Source organism: Asticcacaulis sp. AC466 (assembly GCF_000495815.1).
Classification (GTDB): Bacteria; Pseudomonadota; Alphaproteobacteria; order Caulobacterales; family Caulobacteraceae; genus Asticcacaulis.
On the sequence record NZ_AWGE01000008.1, the window covers coordinates 293,841 to 311,435 of the forward strand.

A 17,595-nucleotide genomic window follows, 5' to 3' on the forward strand; every position below is an offset into this window, starting at 1 on the left:
GACAAAGCCCCTCAGGCAGAACCTCCGGGGCTTTGTCTGGTGGACGGTAGTGAGGGCGGACGCCCTGGGGGCAGAGCGTCCGCGCGCCGCCAAATTCGGGGGGGGATGAAAAGGGCGGCGAATTCGGTCTTTAGGCGAAAAATAGGGCCTGAGTATGACAAGGTTGACAGGAAAGGGCTAAGGGCGCCGCCCTCGCGCCGGTCAAGGAGGACGTCCCCATAGAGGGACCGGCACGAACGGTATCCCCGACCTTCCGCGCCCTAAGGGGCTTGTGCAGGTCGGGTGATCCCCCTCCGTTCGCGCCGTCCTTGACCTTTGCTACCCCGGTCTCGCCGACGGGCAAGGTTTCAGCGCGCCGCTAAAGGCCCGCTGTAACCCAAGCCCAAAAGGAAAGACCATGAATAAGCCATCGAAAATTATTGCTGTGGAAACCGGCGTTCACACCCTGATACCCTTGTGCCAGTTGCTCAAATCGCCCCGCAATGTGCGCAAAGTCCCACACACCAAAGACGCCATCGAAGCCTACGCCGCCAGCATCGCGGCCAAGGGCATCCTGCAAAACCTCGTCGTTGAGCCGGAACTGGACGACCGTGAATGTCCCACCGGCCGGTTCTATGTCACCATCGGCGAAGGTCGTCGGCTGGGCCAATGTCTCCGGGTCGAGCGTGGCGAAATCACCGATGATGAGCCCATCCCGTGCGTCATCGACACCGTCAACGACCCCCACGAAATCAGCCTTGATGAAAATGTCACCCGCGAAGCGATGCACCCCGCCGACCAGTTCGAGGCCTTCCGGACACTCAATGAACAGCAAGGTATGAGCGCCGAGGACATCGCGGCACGTTTCGGCGTCAATATCCGCATCGTCAGGCAACGCTTGCGCCTCGGCGCGGTGTCGCCCCGCCTGATGCAGGACTATCGGGACGGTAAACTGACCCTGGAACAGTTGACCGCTTTCTGTGTCAGCGAAGACCACGCACGTCAGGAAAGCGTCTATGATGGTCTGACAGAGTGGCAGCGTGAGCCGTACTATATCCGCCGTCAGATGGTTCAGGGGCATGTCAATGCCGATGACCGGAGGGCGTGCTTTGTGGGCCAGACCGCCTACACCGAGGCGGGAGGTCACATCGAACGCGACCTGTTTACCGAAGACGGTGAGGGCCGGTTCACCGATCCGGTGCTGCTGGAAAAGCTGGCCCTTGAGCGTCTGACGGCGGTGGCCAAGACCGTGCAACAGGATGAGGGCTGGATATGGGCCGAAGCCTATATCGATTTTCCCTATATCGCCGGTATGCGCCGAGCCTTTCCAAAGGTGGTGGCCCTGTCCGCCGAGGATGCGGTGGCGTTGGAGGTGGCCAAGGCCGAGCTGGAAACGCTGTCGGAGGAATACGCCGACTTTGATTACAGCGATCTGCCGGTCGATGTCGACGCGAACATGTCCGCGCTGGAGGCAGAAATCGTTCGTCTTCAAGCTTTAGCGTCTGCCTTCGACTCGGATGATATCGCCCGCTCCGGGATCATCGTCAGCCTCATCTATGACGGTTCGGTCAAGATCGAACGCGGTTTGATCCGCGCCGAGGATGTGCAGCCCGAACACAAGGCCGTAGACAGCACGACCGATGAAGGCGGCGACGGCGGTGACTATCGTGACGATCAGGAGACGGACAGGGAAGGTGACGATGACACTGTCACTGCTCCCTCTTTAAAGTTGGCCGACGGACTGATCCGTGATCTGACGGCGCATCGCACGGTGGCCCTGCGTCTGGCCTTGGGCGAACAGCCCGAAATCGCGGCGCGAGCCTTAGCGCACGTACTTGTGCTCGACACGTTTTATGACGACCGGTCGGCGTCCTGCCTAGAAATCCGGCCTGTCAGTACCGATCTGGCCGGGTGGATGGAGGATTACGCCCAGTCATCCGCTGTCGAAGCGTTGCAGGTCCGACACGATACGTGGGCTGAACGGTTACCGGAACCGGATGCGTTATGGCCTTATCTTCTGGCTATGGAGCCGGAAGATTTGGGTCTGTTGATCGCGCATTGCGTGGCCCTGACCGTCAATGTCGTGCGCCAGCCCTTCGCCATCCGCTCAGCCGAGCCGTTCGCGGAGGACCTCGCCACCAGCCTATCCCTCGATATGGGAGCGCATTGGCGGCCTACGGCGCGCCGGTATTTCAGCCGCGTGACCAAAGGGCACATTGTCGATGCCGTCCGCGAGGCCGTCAGCGATGAGGCGGCGGACCGGTTATCGAAACTGAAAAAGCCCGAGATGGCCGAGGCGGCGGAACACTTGATCGCCCCGACGGGTTGGCTCCCGCCGCTGCTGCGTGTGGCGCGATCGGAGCCGGAGCCCGGCAATGTCACCTATCTGTCTGATCACAAGGCTTAGGCGGAAGGGGTCGCTTCGGCGGCCCCTCTCTTCAAAAGCAGACGGTCCCGCGCCCCCCGGCGCGGGGCTTTTTGTGTGTGTTCGTTAAAGGGCTAAGGGCTCTGCCCTCGCGCCGGTCAAGGATGAAGTCCCGAAAGGGGGACCGGCGCGGGCGGTCTCCCCAACCTTCCGCGCCCAAGGGGGCTTGTGCAGGTTGGGTGATCCCCCTCCGCCCGCGCCGTCCTTGACCTCTGCTACCCCGGTCTCGCCGACGGGCAGGGTTTCAGCGCGCCGAAGAAGGCCGCTGTAACCCAGCCTCAATAGGAGAAACCCACATGAAAATGACATACCTGCCCAGCCAGTTGGCCATTGTTCAGGATGACCCACAAGCGACGCCTATCGCCACCGTGACGACAGCCACACTCGACGGCATATCCATAGATGTCCTCGCGCGCGCCATGGCCATGGCTCCGACCCTTGTCTGCCTACTCGATTATATCATGGACATGGAACCTGATGACGATGGCGACCGCACCCTCTCAATCGAAGGGATGCAGCCCATCCGGGACGCGCTCTCAGCGTTCACCGTGGCCGATTTTATCGCCCTGACCCATTACGTCCACATCATCAAATAGGAGCGTGACACTATGACAAACTCAATTCTTACACCGAACACCGCACCTGTTTCGGGAGCGTTTATAGTCGATATCTCGCGGGGCGGCCACAACGGAATTGTGTCGTCGCAATGGTTCAGCCGCCCAGACGATCAGAGGTTTTTGAACCTTGACGACCTCTATGAAAGCACTCGTCGCCGTGCCGATGGCGCACATGTTCGCACTGTCAAAAGCGATCAGGTTCGCGTTGAAGCCGACCGTGATGATACCGAGTCCCTGCGCCTGATCCTTCCGGGAAGGGATGCTGAAATTGCCCCGACCCATTGGAGCTTTGGGCAATTGTGTAGCATGGTCGGCGCTCCCAGCACCTATATGCGCCAATTGCCTGCGCCGCTGGCGGGCATCAATCTGCAACACGGCCTTTTAAGCCATCGCGCCGAACTGATGAAGACCTTGGAGACGGGTGACGGACAGATCGAATTGCGCGCCGTGACCGGCCCCGACTATGGCCGCATATGGGATCATGAACTGGTCGGCGCGATCCGTAAGATCGCAGGAAATGGTATCGGTGATACGCGCTGGAAAGTCCCCGGCGTGCTGGACTGGGGCACCATGACGCACAACCCTTACGTCGATGTCACCAAGGAAACGACGACCCTGTATGCCAGCGACCGCGACGTGTTCGTATTTCTCGTGGACGACACCCACCCCATCGAAGCGGGCTATTTGCCCAATGGCGAGCCTGATCTTTACTTCCGGGGGTTTTATGCGTGGAACTCGGAAGTTGGCTCCAAAACCCTAGGCATTGCGTCCTTTTTCCTGCGTGGGGTTTGCCAAAATCGCAATCTTTGGGGCGTTGAAAGCTTTGAAGACATCACCATACGTCACTCCAAATTTGCTGCCCAGCGCTTCGCCCATGAAGCCGCCCCGGCACTGAACAGCTTCGCCAATTCATCCCCGGCGTCGTTCATCGCCGGGATCAAGGCGGCACGGGACATGGTGGTGGCCAAGGATGACGACGACCGCGAAAGCTTCTTGAAGAAGCGAGGCTTCTCAAAACCGGAGACGGCTAAAATCATCGACACCGTGCTCAAGGAAGAAGGCAAAAAGCCTGAAAGCATCTTCGATTTCGTCCAAGGCATTACCGCCCTGGCCCGTCAAAAGCCACATCAGGATAGCCGTCTGGAATTGGAAAAGGCGGCTAAGAAGTTGATGGCAGCCGTCGTCTGAGCCCGCTCCCACATACCTGTTTTGCCGCCGGGACGCGATCCGTTCCCGGCGGCTCGCCATGCCATAGGCATGGCTCGCGGGATAATAAAATTCAGCTCAAACCGGCCCATAAATACGGAATCGTTTTTGACAGGGAGCGATTTGCGACTCTCCCGAAACCACCCCTCAAAAATCACGCTGTCCCGACGACCGGCTGCCTTTGCATCCGGCGATCAGAGGACAGACTGTCATGGAAGACGAGATCAGCCGCGCCAATGTCGCGCGCAAAGGCAGCCCCTATTTAGGCACGAAACAGGCCGGGTTCTATCTGGGCCTATCGCATAAAACCCTGGCCCGTCTCCGCGTTATCGGCGGTGGCCCTGCGTTCCGGAAATTGGGGACCACCATCCGCTATCATATCGATGATCTGAAGGCCTGGAGTAACGCCGAGACCATCACGAAACTGCCGCCAGCGTCACGGGAGATTGACCAATGATAATGCGTTGGCAACCCGCGAGACAGACAAGCCGTGACCGAAAGCGCGGGCGGGTGGCGCTGGCATTGACCTTGATCGCCGGCAGCCTCATCGCCCTGTCGGTCCATCAAAAGGTGCCCGCCGTCGTCTATAATCCAAGCGCCAGTGCGCCCCTTGGGTATTATCGGACGCTACCAGCGACGCCCTTGAAATGGGGCGATTGGGTATTGGTTGAGGCGCCCGATTTCGCCCGCCGTTTGGCAGATTCCCGCGGATATTTGCCGGCCAATGTGCCCATGATTAAAGCTGTGGCCGCGCTCGCCGGAGACCGAATTTGCGCCGATGGCAACCGGATCACGATCAACGGCACGGTTGCAGCCGTGCGCCTGCGCATCGACCATCGGGGGCGGCCCCTGCCATGGTGGACCGGTTGCCGAACGCTGACAAACGGAGAGATTTTCGTCCTGAACAGGGCCGCCCCAAGCTCGTTTGACGGGCGCTATTTTGGACCGATGTCCCGGCAGTCGGTTCTGGCGCGGTTGGTGCATCTATGAGCCGCCGACAACTCATTTTAGGGACTGTGATTGCGCTGGTGGTTGTGGCCGCGCCTGTACCGGCAGCCTGCCAAGACGCGGCTGGCGGTGGGGGATCACCCACTGCGGACGTTCTGCGGTGGCGTCCCGAAATCGCCGTGGCCGCGCAACGGTTCGGCATACCGATAGCATGGATTGAGGCGGTTATCGCCGTCGAGAGTGCGGGCCTGAATGAGGTGAAGGGGCGGCCCATCACCTCGCCGAAAGGGGCGATGGGACTGATGCAATTGATGCCCGCTACCTATACGGAGATGCGGAACCAATACGGTCTCGGGAGCGATCCTTACCTGCCTCTGGACAACATTCTGGCGGGTACGGCCTATCTGCGCCTGAACTATGACCGTTTCGGTTATCCGGGTCTGTTCGCCGCCTACAACGCTGGACCAGATCGCTATTTGCGCAGCTTAGCCGGGGCGCGCTTGCCCGGTGAGACACGCGATTATCTCGGCCGGATCATGCGTCAGACCGCTCAAAACCCGATCGCCCCAGACACAATTTTTGTCGATCTGGCCGGGTCTGACATCTCGCCGGAAAAGCCAACATCGCCTTCGGTTTTGGTGCCCCTGATCGAACCCTGAAAAATGAGAACGAAAAAGGAACGCGGTGAAGGCAAGATAAAGCTCAACTCCCGTTTCGCATAAGTGTTTGTCTGCACATCGTTTTTTGGGATTTATCCGGAAACGTGGGAGTTAATACGCTGTAACTTGTTGAATTTATTAGGTTGTGGAGTTGGTTGTGCGGGATGATGATGTGCGCCCAAAACTGGGGCGAATTCGATCAAAAGGTGGGCAATCCTACCTGCCCAAAGTGCTCAAGGCGGCGCGGAAAGCCGGTGGTCTCAAAACGCCAGGCGTTGGCGGTGAGGGAAAGGCCAGAAGTCGGGGGCGCGGCGCGGGTATCGCGGCAGTCACGGCGACCGGTCGGGTGAGGGGCCGGGCGGCGCGTCGGGTGGTCGTCAAGACACGATACACACAACTGGCCGGCAAAGGCGTGAAGGCGGCGCGCGCGCACCTGCGATACTTGCAACGCGACGGCGTGACGAAAGACGGACTTGCCGGCGAGCTTTATGATAGGGGCGGCGATCAGGCAGACGGGCGTGGCTTTATGGATCGGGCGGACAAAGATCCGCGTCAGTTCCGTCTTATCGTATCGGCCGAAGACGGGGACAAATACGAAGACCTGAAACCTTTGACGCGGCGTTTCATGGAACAAATGGAAACGGACCTCGGCACTCGCCTTGATTGGGTGGCCGTCGATCATTTCAATACCGGCCACCCCCATACCCATATCGTCATTCGCGGCGTGGATGAAAAGGGAAAGGACCTGACCATAGCGCGCGACTATATCAGTGAAGGCATGCGTGACCGTCTCGAAGCTCTCGTCACCCTCGATCTAGGCCCGCGGTCGGAGCGGGAGATTGATATCGCCCGGCGACAGGAAGTCGATCAGGCCCGCCTGACCAGCCACGATCGACACCTGTTGCGTAAAATGTCGCTGGATCGGCATATTGTAACAGACGTACCAGACCCCAAAGAGCGGGCGCTGCAGGTGGGACGTCTCGCCAAGTTGCAAGAGTTTGGCCTGGCGGAAGACTTAGGGGGCGGGCGCTGGCGGTTGGCCGAAAACTTCGACGCGACATTGAAGGATCTTGGGGAACGTGGAGACATCATCAAATCCATGCACCGTGAACTCGCTCTCAAGGGGATGGCGCGTGCAGCCGAAGACGGGGTCGTCCACAGGGCAGGGGTGGCCCTTCCTGAGGCAGGGTCGTTGTTCGGGCGTGTCGTAAAAAGAGGGCTGCTCGATGGTGACTCGGATCGCCATTTCCTTATGCTGGATGGCATCGATGGCCGCATCCATTGGATTGACATTGGCTACGCGGAGCGCACCCGTCCGCTGGCTGACGATGCGCTGGTACGTGTGGACTTTCGCCAGGCCGAGATCAGGTCGGCCGATCATACCATCGTTGAAGTGGCGGCAGCGAACGGCGGGTGGTACGATGTGGCGGCGCATCTGAACTATGACCAGTCGGCGACGGGAGAGTTCGCAGAAACCCACATGCGTCGGCTAGAGGCGATCAAGCGGGCAACCCGCCAGGTGGAGCGTAGTGATCAGGGTGCCTTCCGTATCGCTGAAACCTTTCTTGACCAGGCTCTGGCTTATGAAAAGAAACGGCTTCAGCAGGCGCCGACCGACATTGTCCCTTTGTCACCCATTCCTTTGTCACGCCTGCCTACCTATCCTGGCGCGACATGGCTGGATCGTGAGCTTGTCGATCCTTCGGTGCCTGTTGTGACGGTCGGGTTTGGCCGGGAGTTCTCGGACGCCCTCCGGCAGCGACAAATTTGGCTGCTACAGGAGGAACTGGCTTTCGAGATCGACGGGCAGTTCAGGACCGGTGTCAATATGTTGAGAACATTGGAGGTTCGCGGCCTCGATGCCGCATCGGACCGCCTGGAAAAGGAATCCGGTCTTACCTACCGCCCCGCCAAGTACGGAGACCGGATTGAAGGGCAGCTTCGGCAGTCCGTTCATTTGCCGAGCGGCAGGTATGCGATGGTGGAGCAGGGGAAGGAATTCACGCTGGTGCCGTGGCGCCCAGTGCTTGAGAACCATATCGGTAAGCTGGTGTCTGGTTTGTACCGTGAGGAAGGCATCAATTGGTCGATCGGTCGGGGGCGCGGAATGGGCATCCAGTAAGGGGCCCCTTTACTGTCCTAGAATTTGATCCATCATAAAACCCCTGGACGGTTGGCTTAGGCCGAATGCGGCGGCAAACTCACCCCAAGCGGAAACGAGACCGTCTATCCATTGAGATTCTTCGTATCCACTGACCGTGAAGGCTACCTCGACACTGTCCTGCAACGCGGCAGAACCCTCTCCCCAGCGTGTTTGGCTCGTCCAGCGACGGTCATTGAGCTCGGTAACTCCGAGGATGATTTTATAGGGCCCTCGGGCGCCCTGCTGTGCAAGGAGCGGTAAATTAGCCCTCAGAAAGCTATAGTAGTGAGCTATCGCACCGTCTGCGAAGAAGAAATCTCCCGTTTCACCCTGTCTGGAAAAAGGATCGACTCCCCATAATTCTCCTGTTTCACGCGATTGGAAAACTAAGTTCATCAGTGGCCTATCGGCGTTAAAACCGCCCTTGAACACTAAGCTACCACCTCTTACGAGGCCGTAGCTGAATGCGGACGCGGGACCTAGAATTGATGGACGAAGGTCACTGGCGCCAAAGTCGGCGGGTCGCGTCCAAGACGCGGGCAAAATTCTGGCATACCTATATGGGCCACCGGCGATATCTTTGTCGACGGCGGCTCCGTTGTCATTAATCCTTAGTTTTCGATCTGGATTGACCCATAACGCGGGGCTTTTATCGGCCGGGAGCCATTCTGGAAACGAAGGCGTCACAAGCGGCGTTGCGACAGCAATACTGAGGCGCAACGCCTCTGTCAGTTGTCGGCGTAATCCCTCGCGCGCGCTGCGCAAATCGGCGGTGGTCGCGTCCGGTTCTAGGTGAAATCCCATAGGGGCACGACGACCTCGCATATCGAAGGGGAGGTTTTCTATCGTTGCACCAGGGAAGGCGGTGTTCCACACCATAATAACGCGCTCCAAGCCTATGGCCCGTTTCGCATATCCCAATTCGATGAGGACGTTCGGATTGGCCAGCGCCTTACCTGTGCCGCTCAAAGCGATTGGCGTGACATCTCCGACAAATACCTTCGCCGCGTCGATCTTGGCGAGGATTGTTGAAACGATATCCGGCGAGCCGGCCACACCTTGGGTATCCGACGTCAACTCATGACGCTCCTCCAATTCGGCCTCAAGATCTTCGATCGCTCCAGCCAATGCGTCTCTTACCACTGTCCGGGTAACCCGAGGGTCGAGATCACTTTGCCAGGACCAGAAAATGGAGTTCATAGATGCTCTCGATGCGTTGCGTGGAAAGTGTGCCAACGCGCGATGCGTGACGTTATTTTAGTCATAGGCCACTGGTCCGTCTTTGCCAAAACAGAATTGCCAACCTTAGGTTTCCGAAAGCGGAACCCTGGTGAGCCAGGAGTCCTCACTAGAGCCTCTAAGGAACCGCTGGGTGACTCCCCGATTCTGGCAAGGTGTCCGAAGATGACGAGGTTCAAACCTCTCACCTCGGACATGGTCGATGACCCCCACCAAGCTCCTGATCGGGCAAATACTTGTTGTGCTGCTGACCGCGCTGTTCGGCGTCTGGGCAGCGACGCAATGGGCGGCCGCGCAGTTGGGCTATCAGTCACAACTGGGGCCGGCGTGGTTCGTTTTTATCGGGACGCCGATCTATCGCCCCTGGCAACTGTTCATCTGGTGGTATTTCTACGATGCCTATGCACCGGAGGTGTTCGCGCGCTCCGGGGCCCTGGCGGCGTGTAGCGGATTGCTCGGGTGCTCGACCGCCATCGCCGGATCGGTGTGGCGGGCGCGCCAGGCCAAGGCGGTGACCACCTACGGCTCTGCCCGTTGGGCGACCCATAGTGAAATCGAGCAAGCCGGTCTGCTTGGGGATGCCGGAGTTTTTCTGGGCCGTTGGAAAGATGGCTATCTCCGTCATACCGGACCCGAACATGTCATGGCCTTCGCCCCGACCCGGTCGGGCAAAGGCGTTGGCCTTGTTGTCCCGACGTTGTTGTCCTGGACCGGGTCCGTCATCGTCCATGATATCAAGGGTGAAAACTGGGAACTGACCGCCGGCTGGCGCGCGAAGTTTTCCCATTGCCTGTTGTTCAATCCGACCGATATCCGCTCCGCCCGTTTCAACCCCCTTCTGGAGGTGCGCAAAGGCGTCGATGAAGTGCGCGATGTCCAGAACATTGCCGATGTCCTCGTCGATCCGGAAGGCGCGCTAGAGCACCGGTCACACTGGGAAAAGACCAGCCATTCGTTGCTGGTTGGTGTCATCCTTCATGTCCTCTATGCCGAGCCGGAAAAGACTCTGGCGCGAGTCGCCACCTTTCTCTCCGACCCCGAACGCACCTTTGAAAATACCCTGCGCCGGATGATGACGTCCAATCATCTCGGCACCAAAGAGATGCCACGGGTGCATCCGGTGGTCGCGTCCGCCGCCCGCGAAATTCTAAACAAGTCAGAGAACGAGCGCTCCGGCGTCCTGTCGACGGCCATGTCGTTTCTCGGTCTCTATCGTGACCCGGTCGTGTCGATGACCACGGCGGCCTGCGACTGGCGCATCGCCGACCTGATGGATGGCGCGCGGCCAGCGTCACTATACCTGGTCGTGCCGCCGTCCGACATCTCCCGCACCAAGCCACTGGTGCGCCTGATCCTGAACCAGATCGGCCGCCGGTTGACGGAAAAGCTGGAGGGTAATGCCGGCTTCAAACACCGCTTCCAGCTTCTGATGATGCTCGATGAGTTCCCAGCTTTGGGCCGCCTCGACTTCTTTGAAACTACCCTGGCCTTCATCGCCGGTTACGGCATCCGCGCTTTTTTGATAGCCCAGAGCCTCAACCAAATTTCGAAGGCGTATGGCGAGAACAACTCCATACTCGACAACTGCCATGTCCGCATCGCCTTCTCCTCCAACGACGAGCGCACGGCCAAGCGCATATCCGATGCCTTGGGGACCGCCACCGAGCAGCGCGCCCAGCGCAACTATGCCGGCCATCGTCTCTCCCCCTGGCTCGCCCATGTCATGGTCTCACGTCAGGAAACCTCCCGACCGCTCCTGACGCCCGGCGAAATCATGCAATTGCCGCCCAAGGACGAGCTGGTCCTGGTCTCCGGCCTGTCACCGATCCGTGCCCGCAAGCTTCGCTACTATGAGGATCAGAACTTCATCGCCCGTCGCGCTGCCCCGCCGGTCCTGTCTTTGGACGGTTATGCCGACACGCCCGAGCCCAGGCCAGACGACTGGGCCAGCCTTGTCTGTGGCGTCTCCAATGCCTTGCGCGATGCCCTCAAGGCCGAGGAGCGGGGCGAGGGCGGACGGGATGATGAAGGTGGCAGGGACATTCAGACCGGGCCGGATATCGGCGAATCCTATGTGAAGCCCCGCCCCCTGGAACCAGACGGTCAGGCCGCCGTCGAAGACGACGCCGACGTTGCGGCCGACAAAAAGGTCATGGATCGCGTCCGCAGCAACCGCGCGGTGACCCAGGCCGTCACCATGGGCGCCGACCGAAAGACCGCCAAAAGCCTCAACCTCGATCTCTTCAGGGACCACTGACATGGCCATGACACCCGCCAAGAAGAAATATCAGATTTACCTGCCAGGTCCTATCGCGGAGCGCTTTGAGACCTTAGCGGCGCGGCCCGGCACCAACAAATCCGCCATCCTGGCTATGGCGATCACTGCGTGGATGGACCGCAAGGGCGCCAATGAGTTGGACGATCGGTTCGGCACCCGGTTCAGGAACTACAGCCTTCAGCTCGACCGGTTCGAGCGCGATCAGCGCGTGGTGATGGAAACCCTGGCGCTGTTCATTCGTTTGAACCTGCAACGGGATTCGTTTTTGCCCGACACCGATGAAGCCACCCGCGCTCGCGGCGCCGAGCGCTTCCGTGCCTTCGTGGCTGAGGTCGGGCGCCGTCTGGCGCAGGACGAACCCTCTTTCGACCCCCTGATCCTGGGAGGCCTCTATGACTGAGACTGTGTCCGCGCGCCGTCTGCGCGCCATGTTGCGCACGGCCATGGGTGATGTGTTGTCGGCGGCGCTCACCGATCCCGAGGTTGCCGAAATCATGGTCAATCCCGACGGCGAGATCCGTATCGATCGCTTAGGCGCGGGCCGCTCAGAGACCGGGCACCGCCTGGAGCCGGCCGAGGTTGAGCGCATTATCCGGCTCGTCGCCAGTCACGTTCGGGCGGAGGCCCACAGAGATAATCCCATCGTGAGCGCAGAACTGCCCGCCCGCGACGGCCTGTCGGGGGAACGGTTCGAAGGTCTGCTGCCGCCCGTCGTGGTGTCGCCCTGCTTCTCGATCCGCAAGCCGGCGCATCGCCTCTATGGGCTGGGCGACTATGTCGCTGACGGCGTCATGACCTCCCTGCAAGCCAGAACGCTGCGCACTGCCGTGCGCGACCGGCGCAATATCCTTGTCGCCGGCGGCACCAGCTCCGGCAAAACCACCCTGACCAACGCCCTTTTAGCGGAGATGGCCGACCTCAATGAACGCATCATCCTGATCGAGGACACCCGCGAACTGCGCTGCGCCGCCCGCGACTGCGTAGCCCTGCGCACGCGGCCGGGACTGGTCTCGCTCAATGATCTGGTGCGCTCGACCCTGCGTTTGCGTCCCGACCGGATCATCGTCGGCGAGGTCAGGGGCGGGGAGGCGCTCGATATGCTGAAAGCCTGGAACACCGGGCATCCCGGCGGTGTCGCCACCCTCCATGCCAATTCCGCCCGTGGCGCCCTCTACCGCCTCGAACAACTCATCCAGGAGGCCGTCACCCATGTGCCGCGCGCCCTGATCGCCGACGGCATCGACGTCGTTGTCTACATCGCGGGCATCAATCCGCTCACCCATTCGCCCCGCCACGTCGAGACCATTGCCGAGATTGTCGGCCTCGACGCCACCGGCGATTACCTGCTTCAGCCCCTGATCTAGGCCTGAAGGTTCATCCACCTTTTAAAGGAGAGTCTTATGTCTGAAACTATTTTGCGTTCCCCGTCGTCGCGTACCCTCATGAGGGCAGCGGCCTTTTGTGTGCCGGTCGTCATGTTCGCCGCCGTGGCCCATGCCACCGGCAGCGACATGCCCTGGGAAGAGCCCCTCCAGCAAATTCTGGATTCGGTTCAGGGACCGGTCGCCAAGATCGTCGCCGTTCTGATCATCATCGTCACCGGCCTGACGCTGGCCTTCGGTGAGACCTCGGGCGGTTTCCGCAAGCTGATCCAGATCGTGTTCGGTCTGTCCATCGCGTTTGCGGCCTCCAGCTTCTTCCTTACCTTCTTCAGCTTCGGCGGCGGCGCGGTCGTCTGATGTCCCACGCGATAGAAGGCTTCGAGGTGCCTGTCCATCAGGCCCTGACCCAACCCATCCTGCTGGGCGGCGCGCCCCGCTCGGTCGCCATCGTCAATGGCACACTGGCGGCCGCGCTGGGCCTTGGCCTTCACCTGTGGCTGCCCGGTCTGGCCGTTTGGCTGGCCGGGCATAGCCTGGCGGTCTTCGCCGCCCGCAAAGACCCGGATTTCGTACCGGTGCTGCTCCGTCATCTCCGCCAGAAAGGGTATTGGTCATGCTGAACCTCAAACAATATCGCAAGCGCGCCGACCGCCTGGCGGACCATCTGCCGTGGGCGGCGCTCGTCGCCCCCGGCATTGTGCTCAACAAGGACGGCAGCTTCCAACGGACCTTTCGCTATCAGGGGCCGGACATCGACAGCGCGACGCCGGACGAACTCGTCGGTATCTGTGCGCGCCTCAACAACGCCTTGCGTCGCTTTGGCTCCGGCTGGGCGTTGTTTTTCGAAGCGCGCCGTCAGCCCGCCATGGCCTATCCCGGTCTTGGTTTTGAGACGGGTGTGGCTCGTCTCGTGGACGAGGAACGCCGCGCGGCTTTCGAGGGTGAGCTCGCCAACACCTATGAGACGGCCTATTTTTTCACACTGGTCTTCCTGCCGGATGCCGACCAGACGGATGCCCTCGGCGCGGCCGTGCTGGAGACGGAACGTGCGGTCGAGGGACGAGACTGGCGCGATGCGCTGGCCCGGTTCATCCGCCGCACGGACGCGGCGCTCGATTTGCTCTCCGGATGCCTGAACCAAGTCTCAGCGCTGAATGACAGTGAAACCCTGACCTATCTGCACGCCTGTGTCTCGACGAAGACCCATCCCGTGGCGGTGCCGGCAACCCCGATCTATCTTGACGCCATACTGGCGGATACGGACCTGCTGGGCGGTGTGGCGCCCGTTCTCGGACATGAGCATCTGCGTAGTCTCACCCTTCTCGGTTTTCCGAACCATACCTATCCGGGCGTGTTCGATGCCCTGAACCATCTCGATATCCCGTACCGTTGGGTGACACGCTTTATCCCGCTCGATAAGACAGAAGCCGTATCCACCCTGACCAGGCTGCGGCGACAGTGGTTTGCCAAGCGCAAATCTGTCACGGCCATTTTGCGCGAGGTGATGTATTCTCAGGAGAGCCGGCTAGTCGACACCGATGCCGACAACAAGGTGCTCGATACCGATGCGGCTTTGCAGGCCGTTGGCGCCGATCAGGTCAGCTTCGGCTATCTCACCACGACGCTGACGGTTCGACATCCTGACAGGGCGACCGCCGATGACCGGCTCCGCCAGATCGAACAGGTGATCAACGGCCTGGGCTTTACAACGATCGACGAATCCCTGAACGCCGTGGAGGCCTGGCTTGGCAGTCTGCCCGGTCACGTCTACGCCAATATCCGCCAACCCCTGGTCCATAGTCTGAATCTGGTCCATCTGATGCCGATGTCGGCGGTCTGGGCGGGCGCCGAGCGCGATGCTCATCTGGATGGGCCGCCTTTACTCTATGCGCTCAGTTCGGGGGCAACGCCCTTTCGCCTGAGCCTGCATGTCGGCGATGTCGGCCACAGCCTGGTGCTGGGTCCGACCGGCGCCGGCAAGTCGGTCCTGCTCAGTTTCATGGCCCTGCAATTCATGCGCTACGAAAACGCGCAGGTCTTCCTTTTCGATAAGGGCGGCTCCGCCCGTGCGGCGACCCTGGCGCTACGAGGACAACATTATCGGCTTGGGCGCGAGGCCGGATTAGCCTTCCAGCCGCTGCGGCGGATCGACGATGACGCGGAGCGTGGCTGGGCATTGGAATGGTTGCAGGGTCTGCTCACTGTCGAAAATGTGGCCGTCACCCCTGATGTCAAGGAAACCCTGTGGTCAGCGCTGAACAGCCTGGCCAAGGCACCGGTGGCGGAACGCACCCTGACCGGTCTGGTAATGCTGCTGTCCTCGAATGCCCTGAAATCCGCCTTTCATCCCTACACCCTCGATGGTGCGTTCGGTCAGTGCCTCGATGCGGAGGACGAGGGCATCGATCTCGGGCGCGTTGCGTGTTTCGAGACCGAGGACCTGATGGCGGAGCCCAACCTCCTGGGGCCGGTTCTGACCTACCTGTTCCATCGCCTTGAAGCGCGTTTCGATGGCCGGCCGACCCTGATGATCCTTGACGAAGCCTGGGTCTTTCTCGACCATCCTTTGTTTGCGGCGCGTATCCGGGAATGGTTGAAGACGCTGCGCAAACGCAATGTCAGCGTCGTGTTTGCCACCCAGTCCCTGACCGACGTCATCGACAGTCCGATTGCGCCGGCCATTATCGAATCCTGCCCGCAACGCCTGCTTTTGGCCAATGACCGGGCAAGTGAACCACAGATGCGACTTGCCTATGAGCGCGTCGGTCTGAACGCCCGCCAGATTGAGGTCATCGCCCGCGCCACGCCGAAACAACACTATTACCTCCAGTCGCGCCGCGGCAATCGTCTGTTCGACTTGGCCTTGGGGCCAATCGCCTTAGCCGTCTGTGCCGCTGCCAGCCCTGAGGACCAGGCGCTGATCGATCGCCTCCTGGCGGACTCCGGCGCCGAAGGGTTCCCCAACGCGCTGATCAACGCCCGCGGCCCGGTCTGGGCCCGTGACCTCCTGACAGCCTTCGAAGGCAATGCCTCTGACTGGCCCGCGACCCTTCCCCTTTTTCTGAATGCCAAATGAGGAGACTGTGATGACCCACTTCAAAACCCGTGTACTGCCCGCCCTTATGGCCCTTGTGATGGGCGTCGGAACCCTGTCACCCGCCCGCGCGCAATTGGTCGTTTACGACCCCACCAACTATGCCTCAAACGTCCTGCAGGCGGCGCGCGCCCTGCAGCAGGTCAACAATCAGATCGAGAGCCTGTCCAACGAAGCCACGATGCTCGTCAGTATGGCCAAGCACCTGCAAAAGCTCGACCTCAATGAGCTCGCCAAGCTCAATGGCGATATCGCCGCGATCAACGACCTGATGAAACAGGCCAAGGGCATCGCTTTCACCATTGAGGCGACCGAGGCCGCTTTCAAAGGCCAGTACCCCAGCGCCTATGCCAATGTGAAATCGAGCGGGTTGGTCGGTGAGGCAATGACCCGGTGGCAAAGCAGCATGGACGCTTTTGAGCAGACCCTGATCGTGCAGGCCAAGGTCAATGAGAGCCTGACGGATGACGCCGCGACCCTGAGCGATCTCGTGTCAGCGTCCCAAGGCGCCGACGGCAACCTTCAGGCGCAACAGGCGGCCAATCAGCTTCTGGCGCTGAACACCAAACAGCAGATGCAGATCGCCACCCTTCTGGCCGCCCAGTATCGCGCCGAAGCCCTGGATCTGGCTCGTAAGGCGCAAGGCGAAGCCGCCGCGAAAGCGATGACCAAAGCCTTTATCGGCTCGGGCTCGGCCTACACCGCACAATAACCCCTATCAGCCCTCGTTTAGGAGCCGCCCGTGGATCTCAATGTCGTGGACCAGTTTTTGAGTGTCTTCAGCCAATATCTGGACAGTGGGTTTGGCTTGCTCAAGGGCGATGTCGGTCACCTGGCTGGCATACTCATCGCCATAGACGTCACGCTGGCGGCCCTGTTCTGGTTGCTGGACGAAGAAGCGCACGTCCTGACACGGCTCCTGAAAAAGGTCCTGTTCGTCGGCGCCTTCGCCTATATCATCAACAACTTCAAAACCCTGGCCGACATCATCTTTGCGTCGTTCTCGACCCTGGGGCTCGACGCCAGCAATAATACCCTGTCGGCCGCGGACCTGCTCAAGCCCGGCCGTCTCGCCGGCATCGGCTTCGACGCCGCCAAGCCCTTGATGGATCAACTGGCCGATCTCATGGGCCTGGATACCTTCTTCTCAAACTTTCTGACCATCGCCGTGCTTCTCATCGTCTGGCTGCTCGTCATCCTGTCCTTCTTCGTACTGGCGGTCCAACTGTTCATCACGATCCTGGAATTCAAGCTGACGACCCTGGCCGGTTTCACGCTTGTCCCCTTCGCCTTGTGGAACAAGACATCGTTTCTGGCCGAGCGCGTCCTTGGCAATGTCGTCACCTCCGGCATCAAGGTCATGGTGCTGGCCGTCATCGTCGGCATTGGCTCATTCTTCTTCCAGCAATATGTCACGGGCCTGAATGGCGACACCCCGGATCTTGTCGAGGCCCTGACCCTTGCACTGGCCTCCCTGACGCTTTTGGGCCTTGGCATTTTTGGACCAACCGTCGCGTCCGGTCTTGTCTCCGGAGCACCGCAACTGGGCGCGGGCGCCGCGGTCGGTACGGCTGCGGCCGCCGTCGGCGCCGGTATGTTGGCCGGTGGGGCCGTGCGCGCCTTGG

At 60.5% G+C, this 17,595-nt stretch carries 16 protein-coding genes; 15 read left to right on the forward strand and 1 reads right to left on the reverse strand.

Annotated features, from left to right (window positions below; genetic code table 11):
- The first annotated feature begins 397 nt into the window (after positions 1-397).
- The 7 genes from AEAC466_RS33255 (at position 398) to AEAC466_RS33280 (ending at position 7,956) form a co-directional block, all read left to right on the forward strand.
- Entirely contained in the window at positions 398-2,386 is a 1,989-nt protein-coding gene (locus AEAC466_RS33255) for a ParB/RepB/Spo0J family partition protein (protein WP_023458159.1), read from the forward strand.
- A 314-nt stretch (positions 2,387-2,700) separates the two neighbouring features.
- A complete protein-coding gene (locus AEAC466_RS33260) occupies positions 2,701-3,000 on the forward strand; it encodes a hypothetical protein (protein ID WP_023458160.1) in 300 nt (99 codons plus the stop codon).
- A 12-nt stretch (positions 3,001-3,012) separates the two neighbouring features.
- On the forward strand, positions 3,013-4,209 hold the full coding sequence (locus AEAC466_RS33265) for a hypothetical protein (protein WP_031238714.1): 1,197 nt from the start codon (positions 3,013-3,015) through the stop codon (positions 4,207-4,209).
- A gap of 229 nt (positions 4,210-4,438) precedes the next feature.
- Positions 4,439-4,684: a helix-turn-helix transcriptional regulator gene (locus AEAC466_RS0122380; RefSeq protein ID WP_023458162.1), complete on the forward strand. Its 246-nt coding sequence runs from the start codon at positions 4,439-4,441 to the stop codon at positions 4,682-4,684.
- Positions 4,681-5,217 (forward strand): S26 family signal peptidase, encoded by a 537-nt coding sequence (locus AEAC466_RS33270; protein ID WP_200863955.1) that lies wholly within the window; start codon positions 4,681-4,683, stop codon positions 5,215-5,217. The genes AEAC466_RS0122380 and AEAC466_RS33270 overlap by 4 nt, the downstream gene beginning before the upstream one ends.
- A complete protein-coding gene (locus tag AEAC466_RS33275; RefSeq protein WP_035429688.1) occupies positions 5,214-5,834 on the forward strand; it encodes a lytic transglycosylase domain-containing protein in 621 nt (206 codons plus the stop codon). The genes AEAC466_RS33270 and AEAC466_RS33275 overlap by 4 nt, the downstream gene beginning before the upstream one ends.
- Before the next feature lie 157 nt (positions 5,835-5,991).
- The gene (locus tag AEAC466_RS33280) at positions 5,992-7,956 is read left to right on the forward strand and encodes a DUF3363 domain-containing protein (protein ID WP_031238718.1); all 1,965 of its coding nucleotides are present in this window, start codon (positions 5,992-5,994) and stop codon (positions 7,954-7,956) included.
- 9 nt (positions 7,957-7,965) lie between these two features.
- On the opposite strand, the gene AEAC466_RS33285 is transcribed toward AEAC466_RS33280, so the two are convergent.
- On the reverse strand, positions 7,966-9,177 hold the full coding sequence (locus AEAC466_RS33285; protein ID WP_023458166.1) for a hypothetical protein: 1,212 nt from the start codon (positions 9,175-9,177) through the stop codon (positions 7,966-7,968).
- A gap of 241 nt (positions 9,178-9,418) precedes the next feature.
- Here AEAC466_RS33285 and AEAC466_RS33290 point away from each other — a divergent pair, with 241 nt between their 5' ends.
- From AEAC466_RS33290 to trbL, 8 genes are all read left to right on the forward strand, one after another.
- The gene (locus AEAC466_RS33290; RefSeq protein WP_023458167.1) at positions 9,419-11,473 is read left to right on the forward strand and encodes a conjugal transfer protein TraG; all 2,055 of its coding nucleotides are present in this window, start codon (positions 9,419-9,421) and stop codon (positions 11,471-11,473) included.
- 1 nt (position 11,474) lies between these two features.
- Positions 11,475-11,894 carry a hypothetical protein gene (locus tag AEAC466_RS33295; protein ID WP_023458168.1) on the forward strand — a complete coding sequence of 140 codons (420 nt, stop codon included), beginning with the start codon at positions 11,475-11,477 and terminating at the stop codon, positions 11,892-11,894.
- Positions 11,887-12,858 (forward strand): P-type conjugative transfer ATPase TrbB, encoded by a 972-nt coding sequence (gene trbB / locus AEAC466_RS33300; RefSeq protein WP_023458169.1) that lies wholly within the window; start codon positions 11,887-11,889, stop codon positions 12,856-12,858. Before AEAC466_RS33295 ends, trbB begins: the two co-directional genes overlap by 8 nt.
- A 36-nt stretch (positions 12,859-12,894) precedes the next feature.
- Entirely contained in the window at positions 12,895-13,233 is a 339-nt protein-coding gene (locus AEAC466_RS33305; protein WP_023458170.1) for a TrbC/VirB2 family protein, read from the forward strand.
- On the forward strand, positions 13,233-13,496 hold the full coding sequence (locus AEAC466_RS33310; protein ID WP_023458171.1) for a VirB3 family type IV secretion system protein: 264 nt from the start codon (positions 13,233-13,235) through the stop codon (positions 13,494-13,496). The genes AEAC466_RS33305 and AEAC466_RS33310 overlap by 1 nt, the downstream gene beginning before the upstream one ends.
- A complete protein-coding gene (gene trbE, locus AEAC466_RS33315) occupies positions 13,490-15,952 on the forward strand; it encodes a conjugal transfer protein TrbE (protein ID WP_023458172.1) in 2,463 nt (820 codons plus the stop codon). The genes AEAC466_RS33310 and trbE overlap by 7 nt, the downstream gene beginning before the upstream one ends.
- 10 nt (positions 15,953-15,962) lie before the next feature.
- A complete protein-coding gene (gene trbJ / locus AEAC466_RS33320) occupies positions 15,963-16,682 on the forward strand; it encodes a P-type conjugative transfer protein TrbJ (RefSeq protein ID WP_023458173.1) in 720 nt (239 codons plus the stop codon).
- Between the two features lie 30 nt (positions 16,683-16,712).
- Positions 16,713-17,595, forward strand: an 883-nt coding sequence (trbL, locus tag AEAC466_RS33325; protein ID WP_023458174.1) for a P-type conjugative transfer protein TrbL, incomplete at its 3' end; no start/stop codon positions are given.